Source organism: Rhodopirellula sp. MGV, assembly GCF_002251265.1.
Lineage (GTDB): Bacteria > Planctomycetota > Planctomycetia > Pirellulales > Pirellulaceae > Stieleria > Stieleria baltica_A.
Genome location: NZ_NPDI01000009.1, coordinates 1 through 17,890 on the forward strand (window position 1 = coordinate 1; position 17,890 = coordinate 17,890).

Sequence of the window (17,890 nt, forward strand, 5' to 3'; positions counted from 1 at the left end):
GAGGGAGCAGTGTAGAAAGAGAGTCGCGTGATGCGTTTGGGGCGCCGTCGGACTGCGTCTACCAATTTTCAATTTGCAATGTTCATTTTGCAATTTGCAATCGGTTGAGTTGGTCGCGTTTTGCTGGGGCACCTAACCGCACGCTATCGCGCCGTCGGCTGATGGGGCGCGTTTAGTTCCACTGCCGCAGCCATTGCTCGAGGATCAATAAATTCCACAATCGGTAGCCGTGGTTGTTTTCCATTCGCTCGTGTTGGCCGACTAGCTTTTCGACGACTTCGCGGCGGAAATAGGGGGCGATGCGGGCGTCGGGGCCGAGCAGCGTTTCGTGGACCATTGGCTTGAGTTCGTCGCGGAACCATTGGCCGATCGGGATGCCAAATCCCATTTTCCGGCGATGGAAAATCGATCGTGGGATCATGTCGCCAAAGGCATCTTCGAGCAACAGTTTGCCTCGTCGGCCTCGGAACTTTAGATCGACCGGCAACGATGCCGCGAACTCGACCACGCGATGGTCAAGCATCGGCTGGCGGACTTCGAGTGAATGGGCCATTGAAGCCACATCGACTTTGGTACACAAGTCACAGGGCAAATAGGACAACAAGTCCGAGATCGACGCACGCGATACGACATCACGCCCGTCGCTACGCTGCCAGACCGAATCCAAAAACTCGAACGGGTCTTCGCCCGGCAACTGTTCCACGAAGTCGTCGGTGTAAAGCTCGGCCCGCATGCGTTCGGGAAAAATCTGCAGCCAATTCAAATAGCGTCGTGCTTCGGGTTGCTCGAGCGCTTCGAAGAAACGCTTGGCGCGGCGCATGATCGAATACTGTTTGTTGCTATCTGGCAAACGCTGGACCAGCCCGATCCCAGGCATGCGATGGATCGGAAACATTCGCCGCAAGCGAACACTTAGCCAAAGGGCACGATACCGTTCGTATCCGGCAAACAATTCGTCACCGCCGTCACCTGAAAGGGCAACCGTGACTTCGCGGCGTGTCAGTTCCGAGAGGTACCACGTCGGAACCGCTGATGAGTCGCCGAAGGGTTCGTCAAAATGCCAAACTAACTTTTCGATGACCTGCGCCCCGCTGGGCTGGACTTCGAAACGTTTGTGATCAGTTTTGAGATGCGCTGCGACTTGTGCGGCATAGTGCGTTTCGTCAAAGTCGGCGACGGGGAAACCGATGCTGAATGTTCGGATCGGTTCGTCACGCTGGGCGGCGGCGATTGCGGTGATCAAGGACGAATCGATCCCGCCGGACAAAAACGAACCCAGCGGCACGTCGCTTTGCAAACGGTAGCGGACCGAGTCGGTAAGCAATTCACGCAGCGTTTCGACCGCTTGTTGCCGAGTGATTTGTTTTTCGACGGTGGGATCAAAGTCCCAATACCGGTGGACGCTCAGGTTGCCTTTTTCGAAGACCAGGAAATGCCCCGGAGGCAACTTGCGGACGCCTTTCCAAATCGTTCCCGGATGGGGCACGTATTGGTAGGTTAAAAATTCGTCGATGGCGGCCGGATCAAGTTCCGTGCAAACGCCTTCGACGGCGGCCAAACACTTCAGCTCGCTGCCGAACACCAAACGTTGGCCGTCGAACGCATAGTAGACGGGCTTTTGTCCGATCCGGTCACGTGCCAAGACCAATCGGCTGCGGCGGCGATCCCAAAGTGCGATCGCGAACATGCCGTTGAGTTCGGCGAAGCAATCGGTCGCGAGGTCTTCGTACAGGTGCACGATGGTTTCGCCGTCGCCATCGGTTTGGAAGCGGTGGCCGTTGCCTTCGAGTCGTCGGCGAAGTGTTTTGTAGTTATAGATTTCGCCATTGAATATGATTTGGACACCGCCGTCTTCGTTGCCAAGCGGCTGTGCGGCACCGGCAACGTCGATAATGGAAAGGCGCCGAAAGCCGAGTGCGATTCCATAGGCACGGCCTTGACCGTCGACTTGATGCGGGGCAATCCAATGGCCATCGTCATCGGGTCCGCGATGCGTGATCGCATCGGTCATCTTGGATAGCAAGTGCTGGTCGACCGCTTTACGATCGTCCAGCCAAACGGCTCCGGTGATTCCACACATAGATACGAATCAGTCCTGGTCAAGCAGTTGAATCACGTCGTGAACTGCATCGATCATTTCACGCATCGTTTGGAACCGGTCGCCGGGGCGTTTTTCCAACGCGCGCAGGACGACTTGATCGGCAAGTTTTGGGATGTTGCGTTCTGGCGATCGTTCGCTGGGCGGAGGCACTTCGCCGTGAATGATGTTGCGGAACGTTTGGTCGATGTTCGCGCCGCGGAACGGTTCGCGAATCGCGAGCAACTCGTACAAGCAGACGCCCGCGTTGAAGATGTCACTGCGTTCGTCGATGCTGCGTGTACCTTGGATCTGTTCGGGTGACATGTACAGCGGGGTGCCCGGACGCTGGCCACCGCCGGTTAGGGTTTGCAGTTGTTGTTCTTGCTGCTGTTCCTCTTCGGCTTTCTTCAGTGCCGTGGCGTCATAGCGAACGACGGTTTGGTCATCCATCGATCCCCAGACTTTGGCCGTGCCCCAGTCCAACAAATAGACTTCGTCAAAGTTGCCGACCCAGATGTTTTCTGGTTTGACGTCACGGTGGATGACGCCGCGAGCGTGGGCGTAGGCGAGTGCTTGGCAGGCACCGGCCAAGGACGAGACTCGGCGGACGGCAGGGTAGGCGGCTTCGGTTCGTTGGTCGCCGCGTGCGATCCGCTTTAGAATTTCGAACAGGTTCTCGCCCGAGATCAACTTCATTGTGAAGTAGATGCCGTGCATGATGTCGTTGCCGATTTCATAGACCGGCACGGTATTGGGGTGCTGCAGCTGGGCCGTCACCCGTGCTTCGCGAAGCAACCGACGGCGTTCGTTAGGGACCGCGTGGACGTCAAACGGCAGCATCTTGATCGCGACCGTCCGCCCGGTGACCGGGTCAAACGCTCCCTCCAATACGCCATTTCCACCTCGGCCAATTTCACGTCGCCCTTTGTATCGCCCCAACCCCGAGGGGAGTTTGCGCGGGAGATCGGGATCCGTTCCAGACAAAATAATGGTGGGTTCAGTTTGCATCGATGCGCCACTGCTTGAAGAACTGCAATACCTTCATTGTAGCGCATGATCGAGATGCGGGTCAGCCCAGGCGGACTTTCTGCTAGACGTTCGGTATTTCCAGAACGGTTTCGTCAGCGACCACCCACACTCGGTCGTCGGCCGCTTGGCGACGGACGCGATAGGTCCCCGTAAACTCGCCAATGGCTGGCAATATCAAGCAGCCCTGCGTGTACCAAAAACAGGGCAAATTCCCCAGCCGCTCGGTCACGGTGCCCAGGGCGAATGCGGGGTGCAGGTGCCCGGCCAAGGCTAGGGCTTTATCATCACCACAGTGGACCGGATGGTGGCAGAGTCGCAGTTCATCAACAATGAAGTTTTCTGCGCACGAATCGATCGCCCAGCGGCTTGGCAATTTGCGAAACGAGGCATCGTGGTTGCCACGCACCAGCGTCATCGGGATTTCGGAAAAGCGATCGCGAAACGCACAAATTGCTCGATCGACTTCATCCGAGACCGAGGACTTGGCGTGAAACATGTCGCCCAAGAAAAACAGCTGCGCTGGTTCGCACGCGTCGATCATTTTTGCGACACGATTCAAGGTTGCTTCACAACTGCCTTTGGGGACCGGCAGCCCGTGTCGGCGGAATGTGGTGTCTTTACCAAGGTGCAAATCGGCGACAAAAAGGCTGCGTCGGTCGCGGTGATACACGCCGCCACCGGCAAGTAAACGCAACCGTTGATCCCGCAGGGTGACGTCGACAAACGTCAGCGATGCGTCAGTTGCTTGCGAAGTGTTGAATCCGTTCACTTCGATCAGACCCTGCCGCGTGGGCCCAGGCGTCCGAACATGCGATCCAGTTCGTCACGGCTGAAGAACAAGGCCGTTGGGCGTCCGTGTGGGCAGTGGTGGGTGTCGTTGAAAAGGTCTTTTTGTTCGAGCAACGATTCGATCTCTTCGGGCGAGAGCGGGTCGCCAGCTTTGACGGCGGCTTTGCAAGCGATCGTGGAGAGCAAGTGATTGAGCAGCTCGATCGGCTCGGGCTTTTTTCCGCCGCCTAAAACCGACTCCATCAACGTCCGCAGCATTTCAGCGGGAGGCGTCTTGCGAAGCATTGCCGGGTAGGACCGGATCACGACGGTTTCACCACCGAAGTCTTCGATATCCATTCCGATTTGGCGAAGCGTGTCTTGGTGCTCCAGCACGGCGGTTCGTTCGGCCGGCGTGAGCGAAACGGTTTCGGGAACCAGCAAGCCTTGTGATTCGAGAGCTTGGCCACTGTCGAGCACTTTGGTTTTGACGCGTTCATAGAGCACGCGTTCGTGAAGGGCGTGCTGGTCAATGACGACCATGCCTTTTTCGTCTTGGGTGACCAAGTAGCGGTTATGAACTTGGAAGCCCAAGTAGCAAACGCTGGGGTGCCCGTTGCGTGACAGTGGCGGATCGCCGATCGGCATGTGGGGATCATCCCAAGGTGCCAGGTTCGGATCGGGGGCAAAGTCCGCGTCACCGGTGGACGCCATTCCTGTCGCAGGCAAACCCATCGAGTTGCCTGAGGGGTAGGGCTGAAAATCGGGGACACCGCCAAGGGACGTCATCGAGTTCTGTGATGCGATCGGCCCGGCATTGGTCGGCATGTTGTCGCCACCACGGTTGGGCGAGACGAAGACTTCGTCAGGTGAGCGTCCCGTCCGCGCCCATTCGATCACCGATTGGCGATGAGCTTGTTCGGTCCGATTGAGTACCGGTACGGTGGGGCCTTGCGGGGCATCGGACTGCGTTGGTTGGTTCGCTGGCGATGAGGGACCGACACGCTGCGTCATGTCGGTGGTCAGAAAGTGGTGACGAAGCGTTTGCAGCAGTCGACTGTAAACGCGACCGCCGTCGGTAAAGCGGACCTCTAGCTTTGTCGGGTGAACGTTAACGTCGATCATTTCGGCAGGCATCGACATCCGCAAGAAACACACCGGGTGTCGGCCGACCATCAACAGTCCTCGGTACGCTTCGCCAAGGGCATGCTGCAACGAGCGGTCGCGAATGTGTCGACCGTTGAGAAACAGGTACTGCATCCGCGAGTTACCGCGGCTGACCGACGGGTCGCACACGTAGCCTGAGACACGGATCTGCGCGTCGTCGCTATTGATCGGGATCAAGCAATCGGCGATCTCGCTGCCGAAGAAGGCTTCGATTCGCTCGCTCCAGCGCTCCGTCACCGGCAGGTCATAAAGCGGCTTGTCGTTGTTGTTGAGCACAAAGTGGATGTGCGAATTGGCGAGTGCCAATCGGGTGAAGGCTTCGACGATATGGCCTTTTTCGGTTTGCGCGGTTTTCAAGAACCGATGGCGAACCGGGGTATTGAAAAACAGATTGCGAACTTCCATCACCGTGCCGACGCCGCACCCGCACGGGACCGGGGGCTCGATCACGCCGCCACGCACTCGGACTTCGTTTCCGGCGTCGTCGCCGTCGATCCGGCTGCGGATGGTGAGCTGCGAGACACTGCCGATGGATGCGAGCGCTTCGCCGCGGAACCCCAGGGTGCTGACATGAAACAGGGCTTCGTCGGTGGGCAGTTTGCTGGTCGCGTGACTGGCCAGGGCCAACGGCAATTGGTCGGCCGTCATCCCGCAGCCGTTGTCGCTGATGCGGATCATTTCGGTTCCGCCGCCAACGATCGAAACCTCGATCCGGGTTGACCCGGCATCGACGCTGTTTTCGAGCAGTTCCTTGACGACCGAGGCGGGCCGTTCGATGACCTCGCCGGCAGCGATTTGGTTGATCAAATTCGGGGGAAGTTGACGAATCGTCGGCAGTTTTCTAGCGGTGGCGTCCATAGTGCCAATCTACCCAGCGAGCCACGATCATCCAACCGTTGAAACGGGCATCCGACTGGCGAAACGGGGGCATCAATCGGAGATTGTCCCACATTGCCAGCAAACCCGTCGCCAGCGGGCTGTCCGATTGGCAACCGGATCCGTTAGAACCGACGCAAGCGGCCCGAAGGCGAACGCTTGCGAAAAAGGATAGGCCAGGCAGGACTTGAACCCGCGACAAAGGCATTATGAGTGCCCTGCTCTAACCGACTGAGCTACTGGCCCGAGAAGAGGGCCTGATTTTAGCCAAGAGTTGCACTCCGTTACACTCCCCATTCCGGTGGTCACCCCATGGAGCACGACGACGATTTCGAGGATGACGATTACGTCGACGACGGATTCGATTACGAAGAGTACATTGATCGCGAGTTTGGCGATCACCGGGCGGTCGACGACATTCCCAAGCTTTGGCGCTGGGTCGCGGCCGGGTTGCTGCTGATGTTCCTTTTGTCTTTTCTAGCGACGTTTCGACTGTGGATCCCTGTTTAGATTGCCGTGGCGAAGTCTCCGCCACGATGCGGCTTGCCGTTTCCGAGATGATCGACGAAGGCCTGGTCAGGTCTTGCGTGTACACCGAACAAACGGGTTCGACGAATTCGGATGCGCTGCAGTCGCTGCAGACAGACGCGGCGGCGCCATCGCATCTGCCGCGTTTGTATCTGACTGATCGGCAAACGTCTGGCCGTGGACGTCAGGGCAACCAGTGGCACAGCAGCAACGACTCGTTGACGTTTTCGTTGCTTTGCGATTTTGATTTGCAATCACCAAACGCGGCACTGGTTTCGATCGCGACTGGCATCGGTGTCGCTCAAGGCATCGAGCATTGCTGTTCGCCGCTTCGGGTGATGTTGAAGTGGCCGAATGACATTTGCGCGATCGAAACGGATCGCAAGGGGCAGATCCGTCAGCTTCGGAAACTGGGCGGGATCTTGATCGAGACGTCCGCGTCGGCGGCCAACCGCTTGGTGATTGGAATCGGGATCAATGTTGACCGTGCTCCCGAGCAGCTGGCCGATTCACAGTCACCGGCGCTGGCGCTGGCCGACATTGCGCAGCGAAGCGTCGGGCGTGAAGAATTGCTCAACGCGATCACTGCGTCGGTTTTAGAATCGATCTCGGACCTACAGATACCGGAGCGATTGATGGGGCAGTACCGGTCGCGATGTGTGCTGACCGGTCGTGCGATCTCGCTGCGTCAAAACGATCAGCTCGTAGAAGGCGTTTGCCGTGGGATCAGCGATGAAGGATCGCTGTTGTTGGAGTGCAACGGGCAAACGCTTGAGCTACGAAGTGGCCAAGTTCAGCGTGTGCGTTTTAGCGGTTGATGTTTTCGTCACCGACGGCCGATGCGGTGCGTACGGGAACTTGGTCACTGAGCTGTTCAGACACGACAAACTGTCCGGGGTCCGTACTTGGTTGAACGGCGGGGTTTGCGTCCAAGAGAACGTTGGTCGTGGTGTCGCCTTTGACGCCTGATCTGGCGACCGCGTTGGCGATCACTGCGCCTTGGCTGGCATCGGTGACGGTCGCGGTGGTGGGTACAAAGCCTTCGACTTTCTTGGGCAGTTTGTACATCGCACCGCTGGCCCCATCGACGATCACGCCTGGGACACCGCCGACAAGCAGGTTGCCAACGATCCACGGGTCGGGTTTAGCTTTGATCTCGCGAGTTTGGCTGGTATTGCCGGCACCGGCAAAGACGACACCGTACTTGGCAGGGATAAACGGAAACCGCTTTGCATCCAAGGTGACTTGTTGGGGTGTGACGCCTTGATGGATCACGTTTTGTTTGTGATCGACGACTGAAAAGTAGGTGGGGCCCGGAGGGTTGTCGATCGTGACGGGATACCTACGTTCGCTTAACAGCGTTGCGCATCCGGAGCAGCAGCTCAACAGGTACAGGCACACTGCCAAAGGTCCGAACCAAACGCGAGCGTTGTTCGTGGAGGAAAACGCTGCGTGTGACTGTTGTGCACAGGCGTCGTGCCTGAATCGAAAGCGTTCCATCAATGGGCATCTTAAAGGGGCAGGGACATCGAAGTCTGAATTGCATTGTGCTTTAACAAGCAATTGAATGCCTCCGCAAGAGCAGGTCCGGCAACCGCCACAGGGCGATGTGAGATCAGGCGATTCAACTTGATCGTGATCGAGATCGATCGTGAAACATTGAGTTTCCTAACGGCAAATCAGTGTCGACTTCACAGACCAAAACAGCGAGGGGGGGCCGGATCGGCACGTTTTAAGGGACAACCCGTCGTGAAAGCGGGGAAGGATCTTTCGACAACTTTCTATCGATAGTCCAAGTTGACGTTGTAAAGCTTCCGCACAGAGCCGGGAGCGAACTGCACCGCAGGCGACGTCGCCGCGTTGATCGAGCCGGAGGGGCACCTTGCAGGCACGACTCGCCGAGTGATCCGATGCAACGCAGTGTGTTGCAAACGGATCCCGGTAACCGACTGGAGCTAGTATGCCTCGGTTCATTCGTCTTGTCCCATCTTTTGTCGCGTCAATCGTTTGTTGTACCGTCGCCTGTCTGGCGGACGAGCAAACTGTGGTTGAGAAAAAAAGTCCTTGGCGGATCGGAATGTCCGCAGCCTTCTCCGGCCCAGCGAGTGCGCTTGGCAACGGAATGCGAGAAGGCATTGAAACGTATTTCAACTACGTCAACGTACGGGGCGGCGTCCACCATCGGCCTTTGGAATTGATCGCGATCGACGATTCCTACGAACCGAGCAAGACGGCACCAAACATGCGCAGGCTGATTGATCAGCATGAGGTGATTTGTGTGATCGGAAATGTGGGCACGCCGACGGCGGCCGTTGCCGTGCCGATCGCAAATGAAAAAAGCGTTCCGATGTTTGGTGCATTCACCGGTGCGGGATTGCTTCGCCATACTCCACCTGATCGCTATGTGATCAACTACCGAGCGTCGTATGCCGAGGAAACTGCTCGCATGATTGAAGGGCTCGTCAAGGAGTTGAAAATCGCTCCCGAAGAGATCGGCTTCTTTACACAGAACGACGCCTATGGCGATGCGGGGTGGCGAGGTGCGATCAGCGCACTGGAAGCCATCGGGTTCCCGGATGCCGAGCGTTTGCCACATGGCCGCTACACCCGAAACACCGTCGACATCGAAGACGGTTTGAGCCGATTGCTGGACCCGCGTGAAAACGTCAAGGCGGTGATTATGGTTGGGGCATACAAGCCGTGTGCCAAGTTCATCAAGACGGCCCGTCAGAACAATTTCAATCCTGTTTTTCTAAACGTGTCTTTCGTAGGAAGTTCGTCGTTGGTCGCCGAACTGGGCGATTGGGGCAACGGCGTGATCATCACACAAGTCGTTCCGACTCCGTCGAGCAGCGTTGATGCGGCAATCGAATTTCGCCGCATTGTCCCGCCCGACAGCCAGAACTTTGTCAGCTTCGAAGGGTTCTTGGTCGCCAAGGCGTTTGTCGAAGGCTTGAAACTAGCGGGCCCAGACGCTGATGCCGAAGACTTTATCGATGGATTGGAGAGCGGTGAACCGATTCAACTTGGGCTTGGGCTCGAACATCGGTTGTCCAAAACGGAACACCAACTGAGTCATCAAATCTGGCCGACATTCATCCGAGATGGGCAGTTGGTGCCGCTGGAAGATTGGAACGAAGCGATCGTAGACGCAAGCCGATACGAGGTTGAGGAGGCGTACCAGTGAGCCAACCCACAGTCAAACCTTCAGCGGGCGAATCTTCAGATGGGAATGGGCCTTCAGCTGGGAATGGGAACATCGAACGAAACGTCAAAACAATAGCGGCGTTGGGCGCATTTGTACTCGCCAGTTTGATTGTCGCGATCTGCGTGGTCCAGCATACCCTGGGAACGTCGATTACTCGGTTGTCCAATGATGTGGTGCCGATCCAAAGCCGTCTTGTCGAGTTGAGCGATTCGGTCAGCCACATGTTTTTGAGCCAAAGCAATTTGGAACGGCTCAGTCGTGCCAAGATTGAAAGGATGGAGAGGGATCATACAGACGAAGAGATGGCGAAGGAGACGCTACAGCTCTTGAAAGAACAGCTCTCCGAACCGGAAATCGTTGCGAATGCTGAATTTCCGAAGGGAGCGACTGAGAAGCTTGAGACCGAAGTCGATGAATTCCTTGCCGCACGAAGGGAATTGTTTGAGATTGCAAAAGTGACGGATTCATTGGGCGTATCCTTTCAAGAAACGTTATCTGGAATCGACGCTGACTTGAAACTGTTGTTGCAGGAGACGTCGGCAATTTCTGGCATCCTGCGTTTACGCTATGTGCTCGAGCTTCGCAAAGTTGCGAAACACTTGGAACGCTCGGAAGAGCATGGAGATCATGTTCGCAATTTGATCGTTGGCGACACTCGAATCCAAACCGAAGCGATTGATTCGTTCAATCTATCCGCGCAAAAGCTGAACTCGCTGGCAGGCAAGATTGCATTGGCGAAGAACATCGATGTGCTGAATTCGCTGTCGGCCAATGAAATCGCGCAGAATGCTCAAAAGTTGCAAGAGTCGCTACAAGAGATCCAGCGTGTGCTGGGCGATGACAGTTTTGCCGACCGGATGGCGATGTTGACCAGATTGACGAAGAAGTTAATCACCAGCATCGACAGTGACGACGTGACCGAGTCGCTATCTGAGCAACGTCGGGAAATTTTACTGCGGACACGCGACCTTCGCGAACTGCAAAAGAAGGCGGAGTTTTCAGCTCACGAATTGCAACACTGCACCTCGGACCTGACCGTGTTCTCTGAGATCTTCGCCGAAGAGACGAGCGAGTATGCGGAAGCCACCATTGGCCTGAGCCGGACGGTGTCGGCAGTGATCGTTTTGGTTGGTCTGCTTTCGATGGTGATCGCCGCATTCCGCGTCCGTACCAGCGTCATCGACCTTCGGCTGCAAAACGGACGATTGAGCGAATTGTCCAGCAGCTTGGCGGAAGTCAACAGCGGATTGGAACTTGCGGTCAAGCAACGCACTGCGTCTCTGCAATTGGTGCTCGATAGTACCGGAGACGGAATCTTTACCGTCGACACCGACGGGCGAATATTGCCCGAACGGTCCAAGGCGGTCGTTGAATGGTTTGGCGAACCCGCAACTGACGCCAAATTTTGGGACTATCTGGCGGGGGACGATCAACAGCTTTCAGATGAATTTTGGATGGGGTTTGATCAGATCGTTTCTGATGTGTTCCCGTTCGAGGTCGCTGCTGCCCAAGCACCGTCACAATTGGATCATAACAATCGAACCTACCAACTTGACTATCGCGAAGTCGCCAACGACGGAGTGCTCTGTCGTGTGTTGATCATCGTCAAAGATGTCACCGCGCGACTCGAAGCCGAACGTGCTGAACTTGCGATCAAAGAGTTGCAAGTTGTCATCGGCAACTTGCTGAAAGACCGTGACGGATTCTGCGACGCGATCCGCGAATGCAACAAGCTGATCGACGGTGTCAAGAATGCGAGTGATCTGATCACTTCGCGGCGAATCGTTCATACCATCAAGGGCAATTGCGCGATCATCGGGTTCAAGTCGATTTCGAAGTTTATTCACGAATTAGAATCGGTTCTCGAAGATGAAAACCGCATGCCTTCGGAGCTGGAAATCGAATCGATGCGTGAGATTTGGAATGACGGGCTCAGCCGTATGGGAACGTTCTTAGATACCTGCGACCAAGGCATTATCCAAGTCACACGGGCCGAACTGGAACACGTTGTCGAGCTACTTCACAGCAAAGCCGAATACAGCGACATCCTTCCCTTTGTGGAGCATTGTCTGTTGGAGCCGGTGGATACACAGCTAAAGCGATTGGCCGACCATGCGGCCCGAATCGCTTTGCAGCTTGACCGCGACATCATTGTCTCGACTCATGATGGCGGGCTCTGCATTCCCGGCGAACGCCTGAAATCGTTTTGGCCAACTTTGGTTCACGTGGTTCGCAATGCAGTCGATCATGGACTGGAAACCGCCGAGGAGCGAACCGCGGCTGGAAAAACAGGTCCCGGGAATTTGAAGTTCTCCAGTGACGTCGTGAACGGTTGGATGGAAATCCAGTTGGCCGACGACGGGCGTGGTTTAGATTGGGACCGGATTCGCGAGAAGGCGTCCAATTTGAATCTCCCGTGTGAAAACAAAGAGGACTTGATCGAAGCGTTATTCAGCGACGGATTCTCCACACGTGATCAAGCAACAGACCTTTCTGGTCGGGGTGTCGGCTTGGGCGCTGTCAAAGCGGCGTGTGAAGAACTTGGCGGAAGCATTTCGGTTCGATCCAAAGTCGGACGTGGGACGACCTTCACGATTCGCTTTCCTTGGGAAAAGGGCATGTTGGTGGCGACACCACGTTCCAGCCAACTGGATTCGAAAGATATCGTTGCCGACCAAGTGAATGAGTCGGTCTGATTGAGACGGCTATGAATTCACCACCGGAGTGATCACTTCACCGTGCACATCAGTCAGTCGAAAGTCCCGGCCGCTGTAGCGATAGGTTAGCTTGGTGTGATCCACGCCGAGCAGGTGCAACACCGTTGCCCAAAGGTCATAGACCGTCTGCTTGTTTTCGATGGCGTAGTAACCAAGTTCGTCCGTTGCGCCATGAACGACGCCGCCTTTTGTTCCTCCTCCGGCCATCCAAACGCTGAATCCAAAGGGGTTGTGGTCACGACCATCGCTGCCTTGTGAAAAAGGCGTTCGGCCAAATTCGCCAGCCCATACCACCAGGGTTTCGTCCAGTAATCCACGTTGGCGGAGGTCTTTGATCAGCGCTGCGATCGGCTGGTCGACTTGGCGACTCATTGTGCGGTGCCCCGGTTCCAGCCCGCTGTGCTGGTCCCAGGGGTTCGGTGCTTGTCCGGTGCCGGGTGACTGTGGCAGGCAACTCAGTTCGATAAATCGAACGCCCTTTTCGACCAACCGACGAGCCAGCAAACATTGACGCCCATACCCAGCCATCTGTACGTCGGCGGAATCCAGTCCATACGCCTGTTTCGTCGCGGCCGTTTCTTGGGAAAGATCACACAGGTCCGGTACCGCCGTTTGCATCCGAAACGCGGTTTCATAGTTCTTGATCGCGGCTTCGACTTGCGAGTCGTACTGCGTCATAGCGGCGTAGCGTGAATCGAGCCTCGCCGCGGCTTGCAATCGCCGCTTTTGCATCGTCTCAGTGCCGAGCGGACGGATGTTGCGAATCGCTTCTTCGGCATCGGCTACCAGGATCGAACCTTGATGTTCCGCCGGCAAATAGCCGCTGCTGAACAGGCTGACGCCGCCGTGTGGTGGCATCGCGCCGCCGCTTTGCAGGACGACATACCCTGGCAACTCATTCGTTTCGGTTCCCAAGCCGTACGAACACCACGCCCCCGCACTCGGATGCCCCATAAACGGGAATCCGCTGTGCATGACAAAGTTGCCCTGCGCGTGTTCGTTGACAGCTGTTGTCATGGAACGAATCACCGCCAACTCGTCAGCAACCGTGGCGACATGGGGGAATAATTCGCTGACTGGCAATCCTGATTCACCGTACCGGTTGAACGCGAAAGGACTGGCCATCACGTTCCCGTTATTGTTGAACTGCGTACGCTGTACTTGCACCGGCATCGGCCTGCCATGCAAGCGTTTCAGTTCAGGTTTTGGGTCGAAGGAATCGACGTGTGAAACACCGCCCGACATGTAGCAAAAGATGACATGTTTGGCTGTTGGACGATGGTGGGTTTGTCGGATCGCCGCACCGTCGGGAAGCGATTGGCCGGGAGCTGCCGGGGTGGCGTTCGCTTCTGATGACAGCATCGCCGACAGCGCAGCGGCGCCAAAACCGGTTGACGTCTTCTCTAGGAAGCGGCGTCGACTAACGAACATAGATCAACTCCTTCAATAGAAACATTGTTCGAGCCAGCTCGGTGTAGGCTTGAAGCTCGACGTCGTCTTGGAGCGTCGAAAGCGATTGAAGTTCCGACTTGATCGTGTCAAAACGCTGTTGCTTTTCCTTGATCACAACTTGTTGCTCTGGATCGAGGTCTTCAATCAGATCGTCTATCGACAGATACTTGGGATTGGCCTTGGCAATAATGGCGACTTGTTCGGCGGTAAGCGCAGTGTCATAGATTGCCGCTCGAACGATTTGTCCTTGTAGCGACCGATTGCCGATCGAGGGTAAGTGGCGTAATCCGAAGGTGATCATCGCTTGACCCGCCAGGAAATCCGCCGGTCCGGTACTTTCGTAAGGTTGTCCGTATGGCTGCCCGTTGCGATAGATAGCGATGTTACCGTCTTCGTGATAAGTAATCACAATCTGTACCGCACGTTCGGTTGCCAGCGATTCTGGCGCGGCAATGACGTCTTGGCTGCGACGATGCAATTCGCTGCCAGACAACCAGCGGCGAGGTTGGCGTTCACCGTAAACGATGGCGTCGAAGACTCGACCATCGGGTGTTTGGATTGAGATCACCCCGCCACCGCTTTGTTCAAGTGAGTCCAGTTTGACGTGTGCTTCGAGTGACTTTGCACGCAACGTTTGGGGGATCGGACCGGCGATCGCATACGCACCGCGTCGCACCGTTAAACCGTTGGTGTCAACGTGGGCATCACCTTGAATAGTTGCGTCAAGTTTTCCGACGCGATCCTGGAGTCCCGTGGTAAAGTCCCACGCGGCAATGGGGTCAACCTTGTTCTGTGTAGCCCGTTCAGTTGTGACCAGTTCAATGGCCGACTGCAGGTCGTTGTCGAGGTCTTTGGATAAAGCGAGGCGTTCTTGGTTTAATACATCACGCTTTTGAAGCAAAGATGTCACTTCTTGCTTGGTTTGTTCCAGGAATTGCGTGAGATCACTCAGTTCCTCGCCAGATATCTGTCGTGCGGTGACTTGGTAAAACATTTCGGCGATTCGGTCCTGATCAGTGTGTTTCGATCGCTCACGAAGTTGCCTCGCCGCCCATTGCCGCGCCCAACCATCGACGACGGGATCGTTCATCAGTGTCAATGACTGCGCCGGGACGTTGGTTACCGAACGGTCGCCAACTGTTGCAAACGGTTCTGGGAAATCGAAGGCGCGTAGAAATGGGTCTAATGCGTTTCGGATCACAGATAGGTAGATGCTGCGTCGTGTCGCTGTGGAATTCACCGGCCGGCCGAACATGCGACCGTCGAGTTGACCTGCGATGGATAGTAGGTGATCGCGGATCGCTTCCGCTTCCAATCGCCGCTGATTGGCATGTGTCAAATACTGGTTTGCGGGGTCACGCTCAATCGACGCAGGTTCGGCGACGGAGGAACGCTGCCAAGCATCGGTCAAAAGGATGCGTCGAATCAGAGTCTTTATCGACCAACCGTCGTTGCTGAATTCGTTTGCCAAGTAATCGAGCAGTTCGGGATGGGTTGGCTTGGCACCGAGTCGACCAAAGTTGTCGGGTGTCGTGACGAGCCCTTTACCGAATAGGTAGGTCCAAATGCGATTGACGATCACTCGGCGTGCCAGTGGATTGTCACTGCGCAAGATGTCTTCTGCCAATTGTCGTCGACCACTGTCCGTTGTCTTGGATTGTTCGGCGTAAGGTGTGGGATCGATCGCTTCAAGGAAACGCCGCGGAACGGGCTCGCCGAGTTGCTTATGATTGCCACGAACCATCAGTGGCTGGTCACGTGGGTTCGATTCATCCAAAGACGGGATGCGTTTCGCGATCGGTATGCTTGCTTCGATTTTTCGATAGGCGAGCACTGCGGTTTTGGCAGCGTGCAAGTGGTCCAGTCGGTTTTCCAGTAAGGACCGTTGTAGGGCGTCATTGAGTATCAAGGCTTGAGCATCGCTCATCTCGCCGGAAGACCAGGTTTCGACCGCGGCGGATAGCGATTCGCAATAAACGTCAACCAAGTCATCGATTGAACTCGGCGGATGTTGGCTTGCGGCAGCAAAGATTGCTTGTTGAAGTTCTCGATCAGGGTCGGGCGGAGTCCATTCCGCATCGGCCACGACGACGCGGCGTAGCCCGAACCAAGATCTGTCTCTACCCGATGTCAAAAGCGGTGCATCACGGGACGTTGCCGCTTCGACGTGAATGGTGTCGCCTTCCCAGTAACTGACGTCCAAGGGCCGCCAACGCCAGTTCGGATCAAGTTCTGATTTTTGATAGACCGTTCCGTTGCGAGGGTAATCGAAAACGGCGTATCGATTGGTCGCGCCAAAATCGCCGATCGATTCTACCCAAATCCGTTGGTTGGCACCCAGGACAACGTCGTCACTGGTGAAGCGACTCGGGAACTTTTGCGAGTGCAGGTGTGAATACAATCCGGCCGGGTAAATCCCGGTCAGAACCTGTGTCTGATCGGGTTGAAGTGCAAACTCACCTGCGCCGGCTTCGTGATCGGATTTCACACCAAACCAGCGATCGCTTCCCAAGGGTTCGCCAAGGTTCCAGTACTCATGAATGTGTGCCGAGTCGAGTGGGTCCGGCGTATCTGCTTGTTCGGCGAGTACCTGTTGCCAAGCGTCGTCGAATGCCATTCCCGCATCGAGTTTGCCTTTTGCGGCGTTCAGCGGAGCCAGGATTCCGCTCGTGACGTCACGGAAATCGTTGCCCTTTAGCCTTGTGCCAAGCGATTCAATCGAACGGATCCACTGTCCGGCGATGGAAGATTTGATTTGTGATTTCAGCTGGTCGATTTGTGGCTTTGCCGAATACAGCACATCGGGAAGTTGGATTGCCGCACGTCCGGGGCGACAAGATTCGAGGATTCCGAACAAGGCGTAGTAGTCGGCTTGGCTGATTGGATCAAACTTGTGGTCATGGCAACGAGCACAAGAAACGGTCAGTCCCAAAAACGTTTTACTGAATACATTGATCTGGTCATCAGTAAAGCGAACCCGTTCGTCCAAGGCATCGGTTGGCGCGAACCCATGAAAGACCATCCGCCAGTGAGCAGTGCCGATGACCGATTCGTTGATTCCCAAGTCCAGGTTGACGCGTGGCTGTTCCAGCAGGTCGCCGGCAATGTGTTCGCGAACCAGTTGGTCGTAAGGCACGTCCGCATTCAACGCACGGATTAGATAGTCACGATAGTGCCATGCACCTTCGATCGCCGGGTCGCCTTCGCTGCCATGTGATTCGGCGTAGCGAACCCAGTCCATCCAGTGCCGTGCCCAGCGTTCGCCGAAGTGCTTGTTGTCGAGAAGCGAGTCGATCAGTTCGGCGATCGCTTCGTCACCTGATTCGTCGATTCGCTTGGACCAGTCTTGTGATTGCTGGATGGTCGGAGGCAGTCCGATCAGGGTCACGTACAACCTCCGCACCAGTACGTCTGCGTTGGCACGTGGCGAGGGTTTCAGTTGTTGATCGCGGATCGTTTGATCAATGAAGCGGTCGATCGGATTCGCCGCCTCGCCCGATGGCGGTTGCGCATTCGTGAACGGTTGGAAACTCCACCACTGCTTTCGCCGCTTCATTGTTTCTGGCCAAGACGAAGCCTTCTCGTGCTCCTCGGCGGATGGCGGTTGGTCGCGAGGGTCCATCGCGCCGGCATCGATCCAGCGAGCGAATTTTGCAATCACCGCTTCGTCCAGTTTGGGACCGCCGGCGGGCATTTCTAAGCCGTCGATTTCGTGACGCAGGATCGCGATCAGTCGACTTTGAGACGCATCGCCGGGGACCATAATCGCGCCGGTTTCGCCGCCTTGACGCATTGCAGCGCGGTGGTCAGCGACAAAGCCGCCTTCGTCTGCATCCGACGAGTTATGACATTCGTAACAGTGCTCAATCAGAACAGGGCGAATTTCGGTTTCAAAAAACTCGACCGAAGCCGGGTCTGCGGCGAACAGAAAGTGCGACCAGAGTCCGATCCAGAGGATCGAAAACCAACGAAGAACAGCAGGCATTAGACGCACCGCCGCGTGAATGGAGGGTGAAAGGCAGGAGGGCAGGTCCTGCTACCCTAAGCGACTGGCGACAATGACGC

At 56.2% G+C, this 17,890-nt stretch carries 11 protein-coding genes and 1 tRNA gene; 4 read left to right on the forward strand and 8 right to left on the reverse strand.

The genetic code is table 11. The features are described 5' to 3' along the window. Positions 1-172 precede the first annotated feature (172 nt). The 5 genes from asnB to CGZ80_RS04005 form a co-directional block, all read right to left on the reverse strand. On the reverse strand, positions 173-2,080 hold the full coding sequence (gene asnB / locus CGZ80_RS03980; protein ID WP_094411599.1) for an asparagine synthase (glutamine-hydrolyzing): 1,908 nt from the start codon (positions 2,078-2,080) through the stop codon (positions 173-175). A 9-nt stretch (positions 2,081-2,089) separates the two neighbouring features. Continuing rightward, positions 2,090-3,088: a serine/threonine-protein kinase gene (locus tag CGZ80_RS03985; RefSeq protein WP_094411601.1), complete on the reverse strand. Its 999-nt coding sequence runs from the start codon at positions 3,086-3,088 to the stop codon at positions 2,090-2,092. Positions 3,089-3,170: 82 nt separating this feature from the next. Beyond that, positions 3,171-3,878, reverse strand: coding sequence for a ligase-associated DNA damage response endonuclease PdeM (gene pdeM, locus CGZ80_RS03990; protein WP_158222541.1), 708 nt, complete (start codon positions 3,876-3,878; stop codon positions 3,171-3,173). A gap of 5 nt (positions 3,879-3,883) precedes the next feature. Beyond that, on the reverse strand, positions 3,884-5,902 hold the full coding sequence (mutL, locus tag CGZ80_RS03995; RefSeq protein ID WP_094411605.1) for a DNA mismatch repair endonuclease MutL: 2,019 nt from the start codon (positions 5,900-5,902) through the stop codon (positions 3,884-3,886). A 190-nt stretch (positions 5,903-6,092) separates the two neighbouring features. Further along, a tRNA-Ile gene (locus CGZ80_RS04005) sits at positions 6,093-6,166 on the reverse strand. A gap of 66 nt (positions 6,167-6,232) precedes the next feature. On the opposite strand from CGZ80_RS04005, the gene CGZ80_RS04010 reads away from it, so the two are divergent. Together CGZ80_RS04010 and CGZ80_RS04015 are read left to right on the forward strand one after the other, a co-directional pair. Further along, complete coding sequence (locus CGZ80_RS04010; protein WP_094411609.1) at positions 6,233-6,430, forward strand: hypothetical protein; 198 nt, start codon at positions 6,233-6,235, stop codon at positions 6,428-6,430. After that, complete coding sequence (locus CGZ80_RS04015) at positions 6,415-7,266, forward strand: biotin--[acetyl-CoA-carboxylase] ligase (RefSeq protein WP_158222542.1); 852 nt, start codon at positions 6,415-6,417, stop codon at positions 7,264-7,266. The genes CGZ80_RS04010 and CGZ80_RS04015 overlap by 16 nt, the downstream gene beginning before the upstream one ends. Here CGZ80_RS04015 and CGZ80_RS04020 read toward each other — a convergent pair. Next, positions 7,256-7,948 carry a hypothetical protein gene (locus tag CGZ80_RS04020; RefSeq protein ID WP_094411614.1) on the reverse strand — a complete coding sequence of 231 codons (693 nt, stop codon included), beginning with the start codon at positions 7,946-7,948 and terminating at the stop codon, positions 7,256-7,258. The two genes, CGZ80_RS04015 and CGZ80_RS04020, sit on opposite strands and share 11 nt — an antisense overlap. A gap of 460 nt (positions 7,949-8,408) precedes the next feature. Here CGZ80_RS04020 and CGZ80_RS04025 point away from each other — a divergent pair, with 460 nt between their 5' ends. Both CGZ80_RS04025 and CGZ80_RS04030 read left to right on the forward strand, forming a co-directional pair. Beyond that, positions 8,409-9,635 (forward strand): ABC transporter substrate-binding protein, encoded by a 1,227-nt coding sequence (locus tag CGZ80_RS04025; RefSeq protein ID WP_255407690.1) that lies wholly within the window; start codon positions 8,409-8,411, stop codon positions 9,633-9,635. After that, on the forward strand, positions 9,632-12,352 hold the full coding sequence (locus CGZ80_RS04030; RefSeq protein WP_094411616.1) for an ATP-binding protein: 2,721 nt from the start codon (positions 9,632-9,634) through the stop codon (positions 12,350-12,352). The genes CGZ80_RS04025 and CGZ80_RS04030 overlap by 4 nt, the downstream gene beginning before the upstream one ends. Positions 12,353-12,361: 9 nt before the next feature. Here CGZ80_RS04030 and CGZ80_RS04035 read toward each other — a convergent pair whose 3' ends face one another. Then, positions 12,362-13,804: a DUF1501 domain-containing protein gene (locus CGZ80_RS04035; RefSeq protein ID WP_094411618.1), complete on the reverse strand. Its 1,443-nt coding sequence runs from the start codon at positions 13,802-13,804 to the stop codon at positions 12,362-12,364. Continuing rightward, positions 13,794-17,810 carry a DUF1553 domain-containing protein gene (locus CGZ80_RS04040; protein WP_094411620.1) on the reverse strand — a complete coding sequence of 1,339 codons (4,017 nt, stop codon included), beginning with the start codon at positions 17,808-17,810 and terminating at the stop codon, positions 13,794-13,796. Before CGZ80_RS04040 ends, CGZ80_RS04035 begins: the two co-directional genes overlap by 11 nt. Between the last annotated feature and the right edge of the window lie 80 nt (positions 17,811-17,890).

Coding starts and splice junctions, on each gene's coding strand:
- asnB (WP_094411599.1), bottom strand. CDS start 2,080: ATGTGTGGAATCACCGGAGCCGTTTGGCTGGACGATCGTAAAGCGGTC.
- CGZ80_RS03985 (WP_094411601.1), bottom strand. CDS start 3,088: ATGCAAACTGAACCCACCATTATTTTGTCTGGAACGGATCCCGATCTC.
- mutL (WP_094411605.1), bottom strand. CDS start 5,902: ATGGACGCCACCGCTAGAAAACTGCCGACGATTCGTCAACTTCCCCCG.
- CGZ80_RS04010 (WP_094411609.1), top strand. CDS start 6,233: ATGGAGCACGACGACGATTTCGAGGATGACGATTACGTCGACGACGGA.
- CGZ80_RS04020 (WP_094411614.1), bottom strand. CDS start 7,948: ATGGAACGCTTTCGATTCAGGCACGACGCCTGTGCACAACAGTCACAC.
- CGZ80_RS04025 (WP_255407690.1), top strand. CDS start 8,409: ATGCCTCGGTTCATTCGTCTTGTCCCATCTTTTGTCGCGTCAATCGTT.
- CGZ80_RS04035 (WP_094411618.1), bottom strand. CDS start 13,804: ATGTTCGTTAGTCGACGCCGCTTCCTAGAGAAGACGTCAACCGGTTTT.
- CGZ80_RS04040 (WP_094411620.1), bottom strand. CDS start 17,810: ATGCCTGCTGTTCTTCGTTGGTTTTCGATCCTCTGGATCGGACTCTGG.